Origin of the sequence: Acinetobacter sp. NIPH 2699 (genome assembly GCF_022549355.1) — a bacterium.
In the GTDB taxonomy this organism is placed as follows: Bacteria; Pseudomonadota; Gammaproteobacteria; order Pseudomonadales; family Moraxellaceae; genus Acinetobacter.
Genome location: NZ_JAKZGL010000004.1, coordinates 61,049 through 79,103 on the forward strand (window position 1 = coordinate 61,049; position 18,055 = coordinate 79,103).

Genomic DNA, 18,055 nt, shown 5'->3' on the forward strand with positions numbered 1-18,055 from the left:
TCCACATTTTTTGAAATCGGTTTAAAATCACCTAGTCTCTTTTAATAAAGGGGGAACGTTCTCCCCTCTTTATTCAAGATGAGTGAGGAACGATTAAAGCTCCTCAAGGGCAATTTATTAGAAATAACCTTCCTGCTTTTTCTTTTCCATCGAGCCAGCTTCATCATGGTCAATCATACGACCCTGACGCTCTGAGCTTGTGGCTAAAAGCATTTCTTGGATAATTTCAGGCAAGTTATCCGCTTCAGACTCCACTGCACCCGTTAATGGATAACAGCCTAGCGTACGGAAACGTACCGATTTCATTTGTGGAACTTCACCCTCTTTTAAGCGCATACGCTCATCATCCACCATGATCAGCGTACCACTACGCTCAACCACAGGACGAACCGCCGAGAAATAAAGAGGAACCAATTGAATATTTTCCAAATAGATATATTGCCAAATATCTAATTCAGTCCAGTTCGACAATGGGAAGACACGAATACTTTCGCCCTTGTTAACTTTACCGTTGTAAAGATTCCAAAGCTCTGGACGTTGGTTTTTAGGATCCCAACGATGCTTAGTATCACGGAAAGAATACACGCGCTCTTTGGCTCGTGATTTTTCTTCATCTCGACGCGCACCACCAAATGCAGCATCGAACTGGTATTTATCCAAGGCTTGTTTTAAACCCTGCGTTTTCATGATGTCAGTATATTTCGAGCTACCATGATCAAATGGGTTAATCCCTGCATCACGACCTTCGGCATTTTGATGTACGATTAAATCAAAGCCATGTGTTTTTGCCATGTTGTCACGAAACGCGATCATGTCCTGAAACTTCCAACCTGTATCTACGTGGAGTAGAGGAAATGGAAGTTTTGCAGGATAGAATGCTTTTAATGCAAGATGCAACATCACCGCTGAGTCTTTACCTATTGAGTAAAGCATGACAGGGTTTTCAAATTCAGCAGCCACTTCACGAATGATATGAATACTTTCAGCCTCAAGTTGCTTGAGATGCGTTAATCTATTTTCAGTCATGTACATATCCCTCCTTATCCATGTTACCCATAAAATCTATAAGTGGTATTAAACCACCACTTGGAAGACTGTGTGGAGGAACGAGTGCCATAACAACTCCAATTTTTTGTGATATCAATATGCTTACTAGTGGCTTATTCACCAGCTAGTAAAGGTTATCCATTATAATAATTTAGATTGACTTCTTTAGCTTGTTTTTTCATATCAATATGTGAAATTGTGATATATAAGAATAACAAAACAAGCTAAATATTTTCAGATTCACATGATTTTATTCATAAAAAAAAGAAGCCCAAATAGGCTTCTTCTAGAGGATTGGATTTAGAAACGGAACATATTACGTTCTAATGGAATTTCAACACCCACTGAGATGCCACCATCATTCCCATTCACATCAGAATCACTAACCCACCCATTAATTTTTAATGGAATCGTTGGTTTTACATAATGTGTCCACGTCAAATCTAAGCCTTTAATTGTATCATCTTGTGGAAAAGCTGAATTAATTGCTAAATTGGACTGATTTACTTTGGCGTAAAGCACTCGTCCACTTAGTCGATTCATGGTGTCAAAACGAATATCACCACCGACTGAATACATTTGCCCATCACCACCCATCGCATGACCTAACGGAAAACCATGTTGATAGTAACCATCTCTATAAATATGATGATTATAAGAAATTCGTTTTACTTCACCATTGGTCCGAGTATCTGCCCATTCTGCATAGAGCTGATATGGCATATTTTTATAGCTCGATGAAAAATCAGCACCGCCGAGATACAAATATTTAGCGGGTAAACTGCCCGCTTCATCCTCTCCAACAAATTGAGTATATAAACTAATCGGTACATTCCATAATGGTTGTAAGAACAGTCGAGCATCGAATCCTGCGATTTGGTTGGATGGATCTGCTTTACCCGTTCCACCATTATCTTTGGTTCCCGTCCACGCATCCCATAATGAACTCAGACTTTCAGGACGTCCATCCCCACCCCATTGAATGGCACGAGATGCACCAATTTCCAGTGCTGGAAATGGGCGAGCTGTGAGACGTAGACCAATTAACTTAGCATCTGGAATTGCTTCATAGTCATCGAGCTGTCCAGCAAAAGCTTGGTATTGCCAAGGTCCAATCCAAGACAACCATTTCGTTTCAAACGCATTTTGCACGGCACGTTGCACAGTTACACCATACACAGGACGACTGGCATCACCACGAATTAAACTACCGTCATGTCCAGGCCCCCAATAGGTTGGAATTTGCCCCGCAATCACCCATTGATTCCAAAGCTTACCTGCAATATACGAGCCTTCAACATTAACATCATGCCCATCATCAATCAGCGGATCTTTCTCACCATTGACTCGGATTTTTGCATCCCAATTTTCACCGCCAGCATTAAATTCTAAAGCAGCTTGGTATTGCGACTTTTGATGATCACCAAAAGCTTGCGGCACAGTTTTTAAGTCGGTTCCAGCATGTAAGCCAACTTTAGCCGTTGCATTGTCAGCAGCTAATGCATGAACGACTGAGTCCACAACTTTCTGTTGTGCTTTATTATTCACTTGGGCCTGTGATAATGCACGTTGAATTTCATCACCACTCATTGGCCATGTTGAAGTACTGATTTGAATAACACCTTGTTGATTCAACCAATTCAAGTCAGTGCGTAAATTTTCATCATTTAACACAATGCCTTGCGCAAATGATGCAGAAGAAAGAGAAGCAAATAATGCGACATAAAGCGATTTTTTTAAAAACATATCTAAGCTGTTCTCAAATTTATTTATGAGCACATCATCGGTTTTTTATAGATTCTTTTCAATCACCAAACCAAACAATTACATTTCTTAACATGCAATAAAAAATTGACAGTCAAGCAGATCACTCAGTACCATTTATTTTTTTAATGCGATTGAACTTAAATAATGAGAAAACTTATTGCACCGCTTATTATTGCTGCAACGATTTCGATGCCTGCTTTTGCGCAACAAGCATCAAAAGAATCTGTAAAAGAGTTATTAAAAATCACGAAATCTGAACAACTCATCGATCAATCTAACGAATACATCTATAAATTTACAGCGTCAAGCATTGAACAAGCAACGCAAGGACAAGCAATCAGTGCTAAACAAAAGAAAGCCATTGAAAATTATAGTCAGAATATTGCAAACATTGTAAAACGGGATTTTACTTGGGAAAAGTTAGAACCTGAAATGATTAAAATTTATGTTGAAGAATTTACCCAAGCAGAAATCAACGGCATGCTAGAATTTTATAAAACACCTGTAGGACAATCCACTATTGATAAAATGCCGATTGTCATGCAAAAAAGCATGCAACTGGGCTATACGCAAATGAATGAATTAACACCTAAAATCATGCAAGAAACTGAAAAACTGGCTAAAGAGTTAAAGGCCAAAGAATAAGTAAAAAAGTACACATAAAAAAATAGCCACAAATCAGATGTGGCTATTTTTGTTTGATTTAAAGTTAATCTTTACGGCGCATATGTGGGAACAATAAAACGTCACGAATACTCGCTGCATTCGCAAAGAGCATCACCAAACGATCGATTCCAATCCCTTGACCTGCTGTTGGCGGCAAGCCATATTCCAATGCTTCAATAAAGTCGGCATCGTAATGCATTGCTTCATCATCACCTGCATCTTTTTCAGCAACTTGTGCTTGGAAACGTTCAGCTTGGTCGATTGGGTCATTTAACTCGGAAAAACCATTGGCCAACTCACGACCACCAATAAAGAACTCAAAACGATCGGTGATATGTGGATTATCATCATTACGACGTGCAAGCGGTGACGTTTCAGCTGGATATTCAGTAATGAATGTTGGCTGACGTAGTTTGGTTTCTACTGTTTCTTCAAATACGATGGTTTGTAATTTACCTAAACCAAAACCAGGTTTCACCTGCTCTTTTAAAACATCTTTGGTAAATTTCGCCAAGAACTCACGATCATTGACATTTTCAGGTGTGAATTCTAGGTTATGCTCAAGAATTGCGTCAAACATTGAAATTTTCTTGAATGGACCTTTGAAGCTATATACTTCTTCACCATAAGGCACATCAGTAGAACCCAAAATATCAACAGCCAGCTTTTCAAGCATGTTTTCAGTCAAACTCATCAAGTCTTTATAATCTGCATAGGCTTGATAGAATTCAATCATCGTAAATTCTGGATTATGACGAGTCGAAACACCTTCATTACGGAAGTTACGGTTAATTTCAAACACACGCTCAAAACCACCCACGACCAGACGCTTTAAATATAACTCTGGCGCAACACGCAAATAAAGCTCCATATCTAAAGCATTATGATGAGTCACAAATGGCTTAGCAGATGCACCACCTGGAATCACATGCATCATTGGCGTTTCAACTTCCATAAAACGCTCATTGATTAAATAGTTACGCATACCAGCGATCACTTGAGCGCGAATTTCAAAAGTTCTGCGTGTTTCTTCATTCACGATCAAATCTAAGTAGCGCTTACGATATTTCGCTTCAGTATCCGTTAAACCGTGGAATTTATCTGGAAGTGGGCGTAATGATTTAGTAAGTAGCTCAAATCCTTCAAGGTGGACATATAAGTCACCTTTACCCGAACGACCAATATAGCCTTCAGCCGCAATAATGTCGCCCAAGTCTAAACTTTTAATCGTTTCTAAAACGTCTGTAGCTAAACCTTTACGGTCCACATACAACTGAATACGACCTGTCATATCCTGAATCACAATAAATGATCCACGATTGAGCATGACACGACCCGCGAGTTTTACATAAACTTTTTCAGCACCTTCGATTTGTGCTTTATCTTGATCTTTAAATTGTTGTTGCAAGTCAGCCGTATAATGCTCACGTTTAAAGGTATTTGGCCAAGGGCTTTTGCCTGTCTGTTTTGCAGTCTCTTGGATTTGCTTTAATTTGGCATGACGCTGTGCGATTAAATCGTTTTCGGAAAGTATTTGTTCAGAAGTCGATTGAGCGTTTTGTTGCGTCATCTCTGCCTCGATTTAAGTAAAAAATAAAGGCAGATAGAATAGCAGATCACAACCCATTTTCGTATCATTTCAGCTTTATAATCACGAAAAAAGCAAATCTTTAGCTATTTTCAATACTTCAGATAGGACGATCCCGATATAAGCCAGTACATAAAACCCAACTTATTTTTCGGCTAAGTGTTTAACTAGCGCCAATCCTTGATCAAAGCCTTTATCCATCATTTCAACATGTTCAGGTTGAATATCGACTTCGACATGAAGCTGAGTCTCACCATCAAAATCAAATAATAGATATTTTTCCAAAGCGCCTGCCCACGACTTCACCTCCTCACTTTCAAGGTCTTCTTTGCCATCCTGAATCATTCCAAGATGTTTAAACACAATCTCTTTAGGCTCATCAATACTTTCAATGGTGGATACCATGCCATTGCCTGCACCATCATAAAAATAAGTTTTGCCACCCACTTTCCAATCCGTTTTCATGGTTGAGTCACAAGAAAAGAATTTTGTCCATGCTTGATAACTTTCAGGCGACCATAGAACTTCCCAGACTTTCTCTCTCGACGCATAAATTTTTATATTATAAGACAAAGTTTCCATGCGTTATTCTCCGTTATCATTGTTGTAATCTATAATATCGCCATTTCGAATGTTTGTTTTTTATACATACTATATTTATACGTTTACTCATTTTTTAATTACATAGACATTTATATTGCCAAGAGAATTAGAGCAATTGCTCAAATAACAACACTTTCAGCTAGAATAGCCATACCACTTTCTGTATAAATGATTAAACTCTTGCATTTACTTTACTTAAATGTCGTTCTGCGTAAAAATCTAACTCCCAATCAACACATGGTTGTTGTATTGCAGCGATCGTAGCGACATTATGGAATAGTTTACTGAAAGGCAATTTGAGCATACCTATCAGTTTGGAGAGTCACATGAAAAAATATCAATGTATCGTTTGTGGGTGGATTTACGACGAAGCAGAAGGTTGGCCACAAGACGGCATTGCAGCAGGGACTAAATGGGAAGACATTCCTGATGATTGGACTTGCCCAGATTGCGGCGTTTCAAAAGCTGATTTTGAAATGATTGAAATCTAAGATTGCCAAAAAGACCATGCCTACATGGTCTTTTTTTCTATAATTTATTTTAAATGAAAAAATGTTGGAGAATATAATGCATCCTATCATCATCATCGGATCAGGTATGGCTGGTTATACCGTTGCTCGTGAGTTTCGTAAACTGAGCCCTGAACAAGAACTCGTTATGATCTGCGCAGATGATGCGGTGAATTATGCAAAACCAACATTATCCAATGCATTTGCAGGCAAAAAAGCACCAGAACAAATCGCTTTAGGTGATGCCACAAAAATGGCAACCCAACTGAACATGCGAATTGAAGCGGAAACTTTGGTGAAAGAAATCAATGCCGAAAATCATGAAATCATTTTAGAAAAAAACGGTGAAACCATTACTCAGCCCTATTCCAAGCTTGTGCTTGCAGTGGGCGCGAATCCCATCCGTTTAGCCATTTCTGGTGACGGAAGTGAAGATATTCATGTTGTAAACTCACTGATCGACTATCGCATATTTCGTGAAAACTTAGCCAAACGTAAAGACAAACGTGTGGTTATTCTTGGTGCTGGACTAATTGGTTGTGAGTTTGCGAACGACTTACTACACAGTGACTATGACATCACTGTGATTGATCTTGCCCCACAACCGCTTGGTCGTTTGTTGCCAAATCATGTAGCAGATGCCTTTAAAACGAACTTAGAACAAGCTGGCATCAAATTCGCTCTATCGACCACTGTCGAAAAAGTGACTAAAATTAATAACGGTGAAGACTACGAAGTCACGCTTGCCAATGGCAAAACCTTAGTGGCTGATATTGTCCTTTCTGCGATTGGCCTACAACCCAATACAGCTTTAGCCAAATCAGCAGGTATTCAAACCAGCCGCGGTATCATTACCAATACATTATTGGAAACAAATCAAGCTGATATCTATGCTGTTGGTGACTGTGCGGAAGTCAATGGAACCTTGCTTCCATTTGTGATGCCAATCATGCAACAAGCGCGCGCTTTGGCAAAAACACTGAGCGGTCAAAGTACTGCTGTGCATTATCCTGCGATGCCTGTTGCAGTCAAAACACCTGCTGCACCACTGACCGTTTTACCTGCGCCTATAGACATTGAAGTAAATTGGGAAACAGAAGAATTTGATGATGGTATGCTTGCAAAAGCAAATGATACTCAAGGGACATTAAGAGGTTTTGTCCTACTTGGTGCGACAGCAAGTAAACAACGCTTAACCTTAACCAAACTTGTTCCAGACTTAATTCCTGCACAAGTTTAAACGTCAGAGATACGAGTTTGTTTCGAAATAAAGGACAACAAACTCGCTATTTATAAAAAGAATGCAACTCGGAACGAATACCATGAACAGTGCCTTTCAATTCAATGCGTCGCCTTATACTTCATTTATGCAAGAAACCAAAGTAACTTTGGGCAATGGAATTGAGTTGCATATTGAAGTTGGGGGCAATCCTGAACACCCAACCATCTTGCTGATCATGGGATTGGGCGCTCAAATGCTGTTTTGGCCCGATTACTTCTGTAAATCACTGATTGATCAAGGTTTTCGTGTTATTCGTTTTGATAATCGTGATATTGGCTTATCTTCAAAAATTCGCAATAAAAAACAACGCCTTAACACGATGAAACTCATGGGTCGATTTATTGTTGGTCTAGGCAATGAAGGTGCGCCTTATACCTTGTATGACATGGCTGATGATGTTGCGATGTTGATTGACCAATTAGGTTTAGGTAAAACCTATATTTTAGGTGCATCGATGGGCGGTATGATTTCCCAAATCGTTGCAGCAAAATATCCAGAAAAAGTTGAAAAAATTGGCTTATTATTTACCAGCAATAACCAGCCTTTTCTTAGATTCCCACATCCAAAGCAACTCTTTAGTTTACTCGGTAGACCTGAGGCGCATGATGAAGAGTCGATTGTTAGTCACAGTTTAAAAGTATTTCAAACTATTGGCTCGCCTGGTTATGTGAACCAACTCGAAACAATTCAAACCATTCGTAAATTATATCGCCGTAGTTTTTATCCAGCGGGTGTACTTCAACAATTTTTAGCAATATTATGTACAGGTTCTTTGTTACCATTAAACAAGAATATTACTCAACCAACCTTGGTTGTACATGGTTCAAAAGATCGTTTGTTACCACCAAGTCATGGGAAAGCAGTTGCAAAAGCAATTTCTGGTGCTAAGTTTGAATTAATTCAAGGAATGGGGCATGATATTCCTGCACACTTCATTCCACAACTTAGCGGTTTGTTTGTTCATCACTTTAGATCATCACACTAGGACACTATGGCTGCATTACCCTCATTAAGACAGCTATCATATTTAGTTACGTTGTCAGAAACATTACATTTTACTGAAGCAGCTCGCCGTTCATTTGTTACCCAATCCACATTGTCTGGTGGCATCATGGAATTAGAGCGTCTGTTAGGTGGCGTCTTAGTTGAACGTGATCGTCAGAACGTTCGCTTAACCCCTTTAGGCGAACAAGTTGTAGCACGCGCACGTGTGTTATTGGCTGATGCGCAGGATCTCATGCGCTTAAGTCGAGAAATGAGTGAACCATTAACCGGTGATTTGCATCTGGGTATTATTCCAACCATTGCTCCGTTTATTTTGACTCAACTTCTTGATGAAGTTCATCAACAATTACCCAAAATCCAACTGCATCTCCATGAAGCACAAAGTGAAAAAATTGTAGAAAAGCTCGAACATGGCAATCTCGACATGATTGTGCTGGCACTACCTTTTGATACACGTGGTCTAAAAGTTGAGGAAATTGCGGAAGAACATTTGTCACTGGTTTACAACAAAAACGACAGCAATGCGATTCATGCAAACAGTTTGGATGATCTTGATCTGACGCGTCTAATGTTACTTGAAGAAGGTCATTGTTTACGTGATCATGCTTTAAGTGCTTGCCCAGTGGGTGAGCGTAAAAATGATCACCGTTTAAAAGCCAGTTCCTTACCGACTTTGGTTGAAATGGTTTCTTCTGACCTCGGCTTTACGCTACTGCCTGAAATTGCAGTCAAAAACAGCATGTTGAGTGGCAATGATGCGATTGCAGTTAAATCAATTCAGGATGCGCCAAGTCGTACACTGGCATTAATTACACGTAAAAGTACCCCACTGCAAAGTGAGTTCGATGTGATCTTAGAAATCCTTAAGAAAATCACATCACATTTAGAATAACTAAAAAGCCTGTAGTCGAACGATTCAACTACAGGCTGCTTTCAATTAAAATAGACTTATGCTCATTTCGTTTCTAATAGGTTGACCTGTTCAACCTGCACATCACTCATCCGCTGACCTTGATCAAGCAATTGATCAAAGTAAGATTCGACTACTTTTGCCTGATCTACGGTATTTTCTACTCTATACATATTTTGTCTAAACTCATTACTCGAACGTAACCCTTTTGTATACCAAGCAATGTGTTTACGTGCGATACGACACCCTGAATATTCACCATAGAATTGATAAAGTTCAGACAAATGCCCCAATAAAACCATTTTTACTTCAGCTATATCTGGTGCAGCAAGATGCTTGCCTGTTGCGAGATAATGAGCAATTTCTCTAAATATCCAAGGTCTACCCTGCGCAGCACGACCAATCATAATCGCATCTGCACCTGTATAATCAAGTACATATTTGGCTTTCTCTGGACTATCAATATCACCATTTGCGATTAAAGGAATATTGATGCTTTCTTTAACCTGTTTGATCAATTCATAACGCGCATGATTTAAATACATATCTTCACGCGTACGACCATGCAAGGCTAAAGCTGCGATCCCCGCTTCTTCTGCACGTTTGGCAACACGCAAAATATTTTCTTCGCCATTTAAAAAGCCGAGTCGGGTTTTCAAAGTTACAGGAACATCAACTGCTGCCACCACAGCATCTAAAATACGAGCAACTAAATCTTCATCTTGTAATAATGCTGAGCCTGCGAGTTTATTACAGACTTTTTTTGCTGGGCATCCCATATTGATATCAACAATTTGTGCACCATTGGCCACTTGATAACGTGCAGCTTCAGCAAGTTGCTCTGGATCAGAACCTGCGATTTGAGCAGAAATAGGCGCAAGTTCACCATCGAAATTTGCCCGATATAAGCTTTTCTTACTCATACGTAAGGTTTTATCGGCAGTCATCATTTCACTCACGGCGTGTCCTGCACCAAAGTATTTGCACAACGTTCTGAACGGTCGGTCAGTTACGCCTGCCATCGGAGCAACGATCAGATTATTTGACAGTTGATAGGAACCAATATACATATATTTTCTTACAATTTTTGACCAGCATAGTATACTTCATTCAACTATTCGGCTCATCTTTTTATGCGGTATTGTCCTGATCATGACCAAATCGTTTCCGACTCGTCCTTTATTGAAAACGCTTAGCCTCTTTGTAGCCTGCACAAGTTTAACGGCTTGTGGAGATTTTGCATGGTGGTCTAAGGAGAAAGAGCCTAAACTTGAAGCCGACCAAATTAAGCAAGTCATTCCATCACGTGTGAATAATCGTCAATCGTGGGCACAAGATATTCATGACATTATGCAGGAACTAAGTATTCCTCAAACCAAACAAAATGTGTGCAGTATTGTCGCTGTTGTGGATCAAGAATCAAATTTTATTGCAGATCCCCAAGTGGCTGGCTTAGGTGAAAAAGCGGTACAAGAAATTAATAGCCGTTTAAGTGAAAAATTTGAAGCCAAATTAGGTGAAAATATAGGTGGCACGATTGCAGGTTACTTTGAAGAAGTTTTAAAGAACCAGCCTTCACCTGAAGATAATTATATGCGTCAGATGCGTCAGGTTAAAACTGAACGTGAGCTTGATTTACTCTACCGTGAGATTTTTGCCTATATGGCAAAGCATTACCATATCAGCGCTTTAACAGGTGCGGCTAAATTGGTGGGTCAAGACATTAGTGAAAAGATGAATCCCATTACCACACTCGGTTCGATGCAAGTCCATATCAATTATGCCAAAGAACATAAGCGTATCGGAATGAGTACTGCCGAGTTGCGCAATGACTTATATACTCAATACGGTGGCTTATATTATGGTATTCACCGTTTAATGGTCTATCCAGCCAATTACGATAAAGCAATTTATCGTTTCGCTGATTATAACTCAGGCATGTATTCTAGCCGCAATGCAGCATTCCAAAGTATGTTGGATGCATTAACAGACATTGAAATCGGTTTAGATGGTGATCTGCTTATTTATAATAAAGAAGGCAATATCCGCGCCACTCAAAGTCAAACCGAAAAAGCATTGATTTCAGTTTTTGCTGCAAATAATGTTTTGGTTACGCCACGACAAGTGCGTAGTGATCTCAAAAAAGAAAAATCAAAGAAATTAGAAAATACTCAAACTTATCTTGCGCTACAAAACTTATATCAAAGCAAAACAGGTAAAGACGCAAAATATGCGATCATGCCCCAAGTTGTGATTTCAGGCCCTAAGCTGAGTCGTGATTATAATACCAATTGGTTTGCAAGCCGTGTAAATGGACGATATGAGACATGCATGCAAAGAGCAAAACAAATAAAGCTTTAAACCTTGCGTTATTTGATTTTGATGGAACACTTTATCCAAAAGATAGTTTTACTGGGTTTATTTTCTTCACCCTGCCAAAGCAGCATATTGTCACCCGAGGCTTGAAAATCTTGCCTTGGGTTCTGGCGTATTATTTAGGTTTATACCCTGCTCATGCCATGCGACCTCGCTTATTTCAAAGCATGTTTAAAGGAGTTGCAGCAGACTTACCACAACGGTTGGCACAGACCTATGCACAAAAAATAATTAAAGAGTTAGACCAAGACTTGCTTCAACAACTCTATTTACACCAGCAACGTGGTGATCATGTTGTTCTTGTCTCTGCTTCAGTTGACTTATATTTAGCACCGATTTGCGAATTTCTAAATATTGAATTGATTTGCACTCAAACAGAAATTAAAAACGGCGTTTTATCAGGTAACTACAACTCTAAAGATTGTAGCTGCGAACAAAAGAAATTAAGAGTAATGCAAGAATATAATCTGGATCATTACCAACAAATCTATGCCTATGGTAATAGCCATGAAGACCTTGAAATGTTCAGTCTTACAGATCAGTACTATATGGTTGGAAAAACACAGCAATTACCTGATATCCAGAACCATACTTCACCCACGCATATCTATCAACAAAAAGAGAAGGCATGATGGCTCATCCCTTCTCTACGTTAACCTAAAAAATCAATTGAGTTTAGAATTTAAAATCTAGACTTAACATATAGGTACGAGGTGCGCCCAATACAACACGTGAACCAGCCCAGTTTGCAGATACAGCATGCAATTTATCTGTCACGTTATTGACGTTAAAACGTAATGTTGTATCTTTATCAACTGCATAAGATGTCATTACATCATAAACAGTATAAGACGGAAGTTTACCGGCTTTACCATTTGGAATCATACGCTCTGCATCATCTGGACGACCGATATAAGAATCATCAACATAACGCACACCACCACCCACAGTTAAACCATAAGGCAAACGATAAGTCGTCCATAGGTTTCCTGTTAATTTGGGTGTAAATGCCAGTTCATCACCATTGGTTCTAGTGTAAGTCGCATAGTCACCTGGATTTGCGACACGACGTGCCACATCTAATGCCTCACTATGTTTACGCTCACTATCCATATAAGCAACACCTGCAAAAACCTCCCATGCATCGGTAATTTTACCCGCAGCGCTTAATTCAATCCCTTTTACAATTTGTTTGCCATAACCTTTCCTTACCACTGGGTTATAGTTTGGATTAGAAGGGTTATTATTGGTTGTTGGTACAGGTCTAGTTGGATCATCTGCTCCACTGATCGCAACATTACGACGTTCGGTATAGAACAAAGCTGCCGCCGTACTCAAACGGTTATCGAAAAGATCCCATTTGGTTCCAAGCTCATAGTTAATCGCTTGTTGTACTTTAGAATCCTTACTGTTCATCCCAGTAGCAGCCCCGGGGAAGCCATTGGCATCTGTACGAGAAATATCTGGATTGGATAAAAATGCACCTGGTGGCAATGCTGCGATCCCCACAGAACCATAAAGACTACCATTCTCAGCAGGTTTGACTACAGCCCCAACCTTACCACTTACCGTAGTCTTACTATACTTATGATTTGGCTCAGTTGTTCGAACACTTCCATCAGCATTCTTACTACTGACTTTCAGCTTATAATGCTCGACACGAGCACCACCATTCAACTGTAGCCAATTGTTTACGTCTATATTGTCATATAAGTAACCCGCAATCGTATCAATGGTTAGATCACTGATTTGTCCTGCAGTAAAGTCATTACTTGCTGGATAGTTATAATTAGGTTCATTCAATTGACTTGCTGGTAAATTCACTGTACCGAAACGTTTACCTTCTGACTCTTCACGTGAAAACTCTACACCTGTATTCACGATGTGCTTGATATCGCCTGTATTAAAACGAATCTGAGCATTGGTTTGGTTATTCAGGTTATCATTTTTACGATCATAAGCCTGACGCTGTAAAGTGACTTCTTCATTTGTTGCAGCAAAACCTGTTGGTACGGTAAAAATTGCCTTACGTTTCGTTTGAGACCATTGCGTTTGGTTACTTAAATGAATATTTGGTGTGAGTTCATGTTCAAGACGAAAGGTTGCTTTACTGGCATCGACATCATCGAAATCGGCAGCTAAACCATAGAATGTTTCACGCTTAAATTTGCTCTTTGGATCGTATTGCAACATTCCTTTAATTGCCGCAGCAGGAATACCGACTAGATCTGGACGATTACGTTGTTCAAAATGTTCAAGTTGCAATGTTGCCGTGGTTTCCGTCCCCAATCCAAATGCAATCGATGGTGCAACACCCCAAGATTGTTGTTCGGCATGTTCACGTCCAGATACACCACCATGTACGCCAAATACATTTAAACGTACCGCAGTCGATTCTGCTACGCGCTGGTTTATATCTAAAGCCACGCGCTTTTGTAATTCAGTATCATATTCATCGGCTGTTAGCTGGGTGCTACCTGCGACAAAATTTTCTAACTTTGGTGATTTTGTGACCATATTAATATAACCACTTGCACCACCACGACCATTCTCTCCCGATGGCCCTTTAATCACTTCGACCTGTTCTGTATTAAAGATATCTCGACTATAGTTACCAGAGTCACGAACACCATCAATAAAAATACTGCCACTGGTATCAAAGCCACGTAAGCTAAAATTATTGGTGTCTGTTGAGAAACCATTTTCACCAGCATTAAAGCTAATTCCTGGTGTGTTTTTTAAAACATCGGTTAAGTTCTGTGCACCTTGTTCATGGAACACATCCTGCTTAATGACAGAAACTGTCTGCGGCGTGTCTAATAATGGTTTTGGTTGTTTTTTAGAACTCAGTTTTTCCTGATTTGCTGTCGCCACGACCTCAATCGTAGGTAGCAAAGTTGCATCTTGTTGTTGCTGAGCAAAGGTTGCTGTACTGCACCCCATGGTAACAATTGCGAGTTGAAGAGGTGTTAAGCGAAATTTATTATTAATACGTTGCATGTGTGTCCCCCCTGAACAATAACGAATGCATTTACACTTTTACATAAAAAATAAAAACAATCATTATCATTTAGATCTTTTTTCACACAGCCAAGGTCAATTCTCAACCAAAGCAGACATTTTTCGTATATTTTTTACCTACATTCAAATAGATTTATGTTTTTTTATGATTAAAATAACAACAATATCTAACCATGACAGATCATATATGATTCTTTCAATCGATCAGGTTTTAACAACTGAGCAACGACAGCTCTTTCAAAAATTATTACAAGAAGCCGAATGGGAAGACGGTAAAAAGACAGCAGGACATTTGGCAGCAAAAATCAAAAATAATCAACAACTCGCAGACCACCACCCATTATCGCAACAGTTAGGTGAAGCACTGCTAGGGCTTCTAAGCAAAAATCCAAATTTTTTAGCAGCAACGCTGCCCGCAAAAATTTTTCCTCCTCGCTTTAACCGTTATGAAAATACTGGGCACTATGGCAATCATATCGATAGCGCAATATTATCTGTTGCCAATACACCACATCGTGTTCGTTCAGATATTTCGGCAACGTTATTTTTAAGTGATCCCGATGACTATGAAGGCGGTGAGTTAATTATTGAGGATTTTGAACATCCTAAAACCGTTAAACTTGCTGCTGGCAGTCTCATTCTTTATCCAAGCACCAGTTTGCACCGTGTCACACCAGTGACCAAAGGCACCCGATTTGCTGCTTTTTTCTGGATTCAAAGCCTCATCCGTCAGGATAGTCAACGTCGTCTTTTATATACCCTAGATCAAACCATTCAGAATTTAGCGACTGAACAAACCAAACAACATCACCTCGATCAACTTACAGGGGTATATCACAACTTACTTAGACAATGGTCCAATACATGATTTATCCACGCCCAGCTCTCCAGCGTATTCCTACACATATTGCAGCCTTGGCGGATTATCAACATCTTGCGCGAGAGTTTATGTCTGAACAAACATGGGCATATCTTTCTGGTGGAACAGCGGACGAACTGACACTACAAGAAAATCTTCTGGCCTACTCTCGCATCAAATTACAAAATCGAGTTCTACGAGATTTATCAGGTGGACATACTCGGCTGGAGTTATTTGGCCAAGATTTTGAATATCCTATTTTCCTTGCACCTGTTGCCTACCAAAAACTAGCACATCCAGATGGAGAATTGGCCACTGTACTTGCGGCATCCGCAGTCAAAGCGGGTATGCTGGTCAGTACTCAAGCCAGTATTTCATTAGAGCAATTGGCTCAGCATGCACATGCTCCATTATGGTTCCAACTCTATATTCAACATGATAGAGACTTTACTGAACAATTGGTCAAACGTGCAGAACAAGCAGGTTATAAAGCTTTGGTGCTGACCGTCGATGCACCGATCAATGGTTCACGCAATCGGGAACAACGCGCAGGTTTTCAACTTCCACCTGAAATACAAGCAGTCAATTTACAAGGTATGCCACTTCCCCAGTCACACCATGCGAGTGTTGGGCAAAGTGCTATTTTTGATAGTCATTTATTGACACAAGCTGCAACATGGCAAGATGTGATCTGGCTAAGAAAGATCACTAAATTACCGATCTTGCTCAAGGGGATTAATACGCCTCAAGATGCTCTATATGCTTTAGAACATGGTGTTGATGGCATTATTGTTTCAAATCATGGAGGACGCATGTTAGATAGCCAGCCTGCGACCATTGATACACTGCCTAAAATTACGCAAGCAATCGGTGGGCAAATTCCCGTTTTATTAGACGGCGGCATTCGACGTGGTACTGACATTATCAAAGCACTGGCACTCGGTGCAAATGCGGTATTGATTGGGCGACCTTATATCTATGGACTGGCTGTAGCTGGTGCACTGGGTGTTGCACACGTCATGCACATTCTTCGAGCAGAACTTGAAGCAGCGATGGTATTAACGGGTTGTAAAACACTGGCCGATATCAATCAGGAGATTTTATGGAAACCTTGATGACTCAACATATTCAAGTCGGATGCCATCTTTAACCTGTAAAAACGATTAAGTTGATTTTAGCTGACAAGGATCTCCATGTAATATCGATTTTTCCCGAAATAAGACTCTACATGAGAAGAATTATTAGTTATTATTTGTTCAAATAAATCATATTGTGAATTGACCATGAATGCTCATATTGCACCTCAGGCCAATGTCTTAAGTATTCAGCAATTGAGCAAACAATATGGCTCGCGTTTTGCTGTTAATCAAGCGACATGGTCAGCCACCCGCGGGCAAATCATCTGTTTGCTTGGACATTCTGGTTGTGGAAAAACCACAATGTTGCGCCTTATCGCAGGCTTAGAAACGCCCAGTAGTGGCTCGATTCAACTCGAACACAATATTTTATGGAATGCTCAACAGCAAATCCCAGCAGAAGACCGCAATATTGGTTTAGTTTTTCAGGACTATGCACTTTTTCCGCACCTGAGTGTGTTGGAAAATGTCATGTTTGGATTAAAAAAGCTCCCTAAACAACAACGACAAAGCATCGCAGAACAAGCCCTAAAACATGTTTCGATGCATCACCATCTACACAGTTACCCTTATACCTTATCAGGTGGTGAGCAACAACGTGTGGCTTTGGCACGTGCCCTCGCCCCTAAACCTTATGTCCTCTTGATGGATGAACCATTTTCCAACCTTGATCACCGTTTACGTGATCAAATCAGACAAAGTACAATTGACGTTTTAAAAAAAACAGCAACTACAACGATTATTGTGACCCATGATCCTGAAGAAGCCTTGCAAATTGCAGATCAAATTATTCTCATGCACCAAGGCAAGATCATTCAGATCGGCACCCCGAAACAACTTTATTTACAACCGAAAACCTTATTTGCCGCACGTTATTTTTCGGCTTTAAATGAAATCCCAACGCAGCGATTGGGTCATCAACTCACCACCCTCTTTGGAACTGTGCCTGTCTCACAACATTTAAGTGATACTCAACAGCCTATTCAGTGCTGTTTCCGCCCACATCAGTTTGATGTTTTCAGTGAACCAACCAAAGAAGGTTTAGTTGCAAAAGTGATCTCATCTAGCTTCATGGGACATACGCAACTCTTGCGTTTACAGCTTGACACTATCGATACGCCATTACTGGCTCAGGTCGACCATCAACAAAATTTTGCTGAACAAGAACAAGTTTATGTATCAGTAGATTTAAGTACATGTTTCTTCTATACATCAGATGAACATATCAACACAGATAACGTACTCACTGAACAAACACTCCAAGTTTAAACCTTATCATCAGGAAT

General features: G+C 39.9%; 16 protein-coding genes. 10 read left to right on the forward strand and 6 right to left on the reverse strand.

Features of this window, described 5'->3' with window-relative positions:
* Positions 1 to 117: 117 nt before the first annotated feature.
* Positions 118 to 1,026: a sulfate adenylyltransferase subunit CysD gene (cysD, locus tag MMP72_RS05400; RefSeq protein ID WP_241315278.1), complete on the reverse strand. Its 909-nt coding sequence runs from the start codon at positions 1,024 to 1,026 to the stop codon at positions 118 to 120.
* Positions 1,027 to 1,347: 321 nt separating this feature from the next.
* Positions 1,348 to 2,793: a capsule assembly Wzi family protein gene (locus MMP72_RS05405; RefSeq protein WP_241315280.1), complete on the reverse strand. Its 1,446-nt coding sequence runs from the start codon at positions 2,791 to 2,793 to the stop codon at positions 1,348 to 1,350.
* Positions 2,794 to 2,958: 165 nt separating this feature from the next.
* On the opposite strand from MMP72_RS05405, the gene MMP72_RS05410 reads away from it, so the two are divergent.
* On the forward strand, positions 2,959 to 3,459 hold the full coding sequence (locus MMP72_RS05410) for a DUF2059 domain-containing protein (protein WP_241315282.1): 501 nt from the start codon (positions 2,959 to 2,961) through the stop codon (positions 3,457 to 3,459).
* Positions 3,460 to 3,523: 64 nt separating this feature from the next.
* Here the strand turns inward: MMP72_RS05410 and lysS are convergent, their stop codons facing one another.
* Positions 3,524 to 5,050 (reverse strand): lysine--tRNA ligase, encoded by a 1,527-nt coding sequence (gene lysS, locus MMP72_RS05415; protein WP_241315285.1) that lies wholly within the window; start codon positions 5,048 to 5,050, stop codon positions 3,524 to 3,526.
* Between the two features lie 162 nt (positions 5,051 to 5,212).
* Positions 5,213 to 5,650, reverse strand: coding sequence for an SRPBCC domain-containing protein (locus tag MMP72_RS05420; protein ID WP_241315287.1), 438 nt, complete (start codon positions 5,648 to 5,650; stop codon positions 5,213 to 5,215).
* A 347-nt stretch (positions 5,651 to 5,997) separates the two neighbouring features.
* Between MMP72_RS05420 and rubA the strand changes: the two genes are divergently transcribed.
* The 4 genes from rubA to oxyR all read left to right on the forward strand — a co-directional run bounded on the left by rubA (position 5,998) and on the right by oxyR (position 9,359).
* A complete protein-coding gene (gene rubA, locus MMP72_RS05425; protein ID WP_000760495.1) occupies positions 5,998 to 6,162 on the forward strand; it encodes a rubredoxin RubA in 165 nt (54 codons plus the stop codon).
* Positions 6,163 to 6,238: 76 nt separating this feature from the next.
* Complete coding sequence (rubB, locus tag MMP72_RS05430) at positions 6,239 to 7,420, forward strand: rubredoxin reductase RubB (protein WP_241315289.1); 1,182 nt, start codon at positions 6,239 to 6,241, stop codon at positions 7,418 to 7,420.
* A gap of 82 nt (positions 7,421 to 7,502) precedes the next feature.
* Positions 7,503 to 8,447: an alpha/beta hydrolase gene (locus MMP72_RS05435; RefSeq protein WP_241315290.1), complete on the forward strand. Its 945-nt coding sequence runs from the start codon at positions 7,503 to 7,505 to the stop codon at positions 8,445 to 8,447.
* A gap of 6 nt (positions 8,448 to 8,453) precedes the next feature.
* Positions 8,454 to 9,359: a LysR family transcriptional regulator OxyR gene (oxyR, locus tag MMP72_RS05440; protein ID WP_241315291.1), complete on the forward strand. Its 906-nt coding sequence runs from the start codon at positions 8,454 to 8,456 to the stop codon at positions 9,357 to 9,359.
* Between the two features lie 62 nt (positions 9,360 to 9,421).
* Here oxyR and dusB read toward each other — a convergent pair whose 3' ends face one another.
* On the reverse strand, positions 9,422 to 10,447 hold the full coding sequence (dusB, locus tag MMP72_RS05445) for a tRNA dihydrouridine synthase DusB (RefSeq protein ID WP_241315292.1): 1,026 nt from the start codon (positions 10,445 to 10,447) through the stop codon (positions 9,422 to 9,424).
* A gap of 82 nt (positions 10,448 to 10,529) precedes the next feature.
* Between dusB and MMP72_RS05450 the strand changes: the two genes are divergently transcribed.
* Positions 10,530 to 11,738: a DUF1615 family protein gene (locus MMP72_RS05450; RefSeq protein ID WP_241315293.1), complete on the forward strand. Its 1,209-nt coding sequence runs from the start codon at positions 10,530 to 10,532 to the stop codon at positions 11,736 to 11,738.
* The gene (locus MMP72_RS05455) at positions 11,705 to 12,385 is read left to right on the forward strand and encodes an HAD-IB family hydrolase (RefSeq protein WP_241315294.1); all 681 of its coding nucleotides are present in this window, start codon (positions 11,705 to 11,707) and stop codon (positions 12,383 to 12,385) included. Before MMP72_RS05450 ends, MMP72_RS05455 begins: the two co-directional genes overlap by 34 nt.
* 43 nt (positions 12,386 to 12,428) lie before the next feature.
* On the opposite strand, the gene MMP72_RS05460 is transcribed toward MMP72_RS05455, so the two are convergent.
* Positions 12,429 to 14,753: a TonB-dependent siderophore receptor gene (locus MMP72_RS05460; RefSeq protein ID WP_241315295.1), complete on the reverse strand. Its 2,325-nt coding sequence runs from the start codon at positions 14,751 to 14,753 to the stop codon at positions 12,429 to 12,431.
* Between the two features lie 208 nt (positions 14,754 to 14,961).
* On the opposite strand from MMP72_RS05460, the gene MMP72_RS05465 reads away from it, so the two are divergent.
* The 3 genes from MMP72_RS05465 (at position 14,962) to MMP72_RS05475 (ending at position 18,038) form a co-directional block, all read left to right on the forward strand.
* Positions 14,962 to 15,642, forward strand: a complete 681-nt coding sequence (locus MMP72_RS05465) for a Fe2+-dependent dioxygenase (RefSeq protein WP_241315296.1) — start codon at positions 14,962 to 14,964, stop codon at positions 15,640 to 15,642.
* Positions 15,639 to 16,748: an alpha-hydroxy acid oxidase gene (locus MMP72_RS05470; RefSeq protein WP_241315298.1), complete on the forward strand. Its 1,110-nt coding sequence runs from the start codon at positions 15,639 to 15,641 to the stop codon at positions 16,746 to 16,748. The genes MMP72_RS05465 and MMP72_RS05470 overlap by 4 nt, the downstream gene beginning before the upstream one ends.
* A 168-nt stretch (positions 16,749 to 16,916) precedes the next feature.
* Positions 16,917 to 18,038: an ABC transporter ATP-binding protein gene (locus MMP72_RS05475; RefSeq protein ID WP_241315299.1), complete on the forward strand. Its 1,122-nt coding sequence runs from the start codon at positions 16,917 to 16,919 to the stop codon at positions 18,036 to 18,038.
* Positions 18,039 to 18,055 lie beyond the last annotated feature (17 nt).

Excerpts from the sequence above, each read along its gene's own strand:
- MMP72_RS05470 (WP_241315298.1), top strand. The coding sequence starts at position 15,639 with ATGATTTATCCACGCCCAGCTCTCCAGCGTATTCCTACACATATTGCA.
- MMP72_RS05450 (WP_241315293.1), top strand. The coding sequence starts at position 10,530 with ATGACCAAATCGTTTCCGACTCGTCCTTTATTGAAAACGCTTAGCCTC.
- MMP72_RS05455 (WP_241315294.1), top strand. The coding sequence starts at position 11,705 with ATGCATGCAAAGAGCAAAACAAATAAAGCTTTAAACCTTGCGTTATTT.
- MMP72_RS05405 (WP_241315280.1), bottom strand. The coding sequence starts at position 2,793 with ATGTTTTTAAAAAAATCGCTTTATGTCGCATTATTTGCTTCTCTTTCT.
- lysS (WP_241315285.1), bottom strand. The coding sequence starts at position 5,050 with ATGACGCAACAAAACGCTCAATCGACTTCTGAACAAATACTTTCCGAA.
- rubA (WP_000760495.1), top strand. The coding sequence starts at position 5,998 with ATGAAAAAATATCAATGTATCGTTTGTGGGTGGATTTACGACGAAGCA.
- MMP72_RS05465 (WP_241315296.1), top strand. The coding sequence starts at position 14,962 with ATGATTCTTTCAATCGATCAGGTTTTAACAACTGAGCAACGACAGCTC.
- MMP72_RS05420 (WP_241315287.1), bottom strand. The coding sequence starts at position 5,650 with ATGGAAACTTTGTCTTATAATATAAAAATTTATGCGTCGAGAGAGAAA.
- cysD (WP_241315278.1), bottom strand. The coding sequence starts at position 1,026 with ATGACTGAAAATAGATTAACGCATCTCAAGCAACTTGAGGCTGAAAGT.
- MMP72_RS05410 (WP_241315282.1), top strand. The coding sequence starts at position 2,959 with ATGAGAAAACTTATTGCACCGCTTATTATTGCTGCAACGATTTCGATG.
- MMP72_RS05460 (WP_241315295.1), bottom strand. The coding sequence starts at position 14,753 with ATGCAACGTATTAATAATAAATTTCGCTTAACACCTCTTCAACTCGCA.
- MMP72_RS05435 (WP_241315290.1), top strand. The coding sequence starts at position 7,503 with ATGAACAGTGCCTTTCAATTCAATGCGTCGCCTTATACTTCATTTATG.
- oxyR (WP_241315291.1), top strand. The coding sequence starts at position 8,454 with ATGGCTGCATTACCCTCATTAAGACAGCTATCATATTTAGTTACGTTG.
- rubB (WP_241315289.1), top strand. The coding sequence starts at position 6,239 with ATGCATCCTATCATCATCATCGGATCAGGTATGGCTGGTTATACCGTT.
- dusB (WP_241315292.1), bottom strand. The coding sequence starts at position 10,447 with ATGTATATTGGTTCCTATCAACTGTCAAATAATCTGATCGTTGCTCCG.
- MMP72_RS05475 (WP_241315299.1), top strand. The coding sequence starts at position 16,917 with ATGAATGCTCATATTGCACCTCAGGCCAATGTCTTAAGTATTCAGCAA.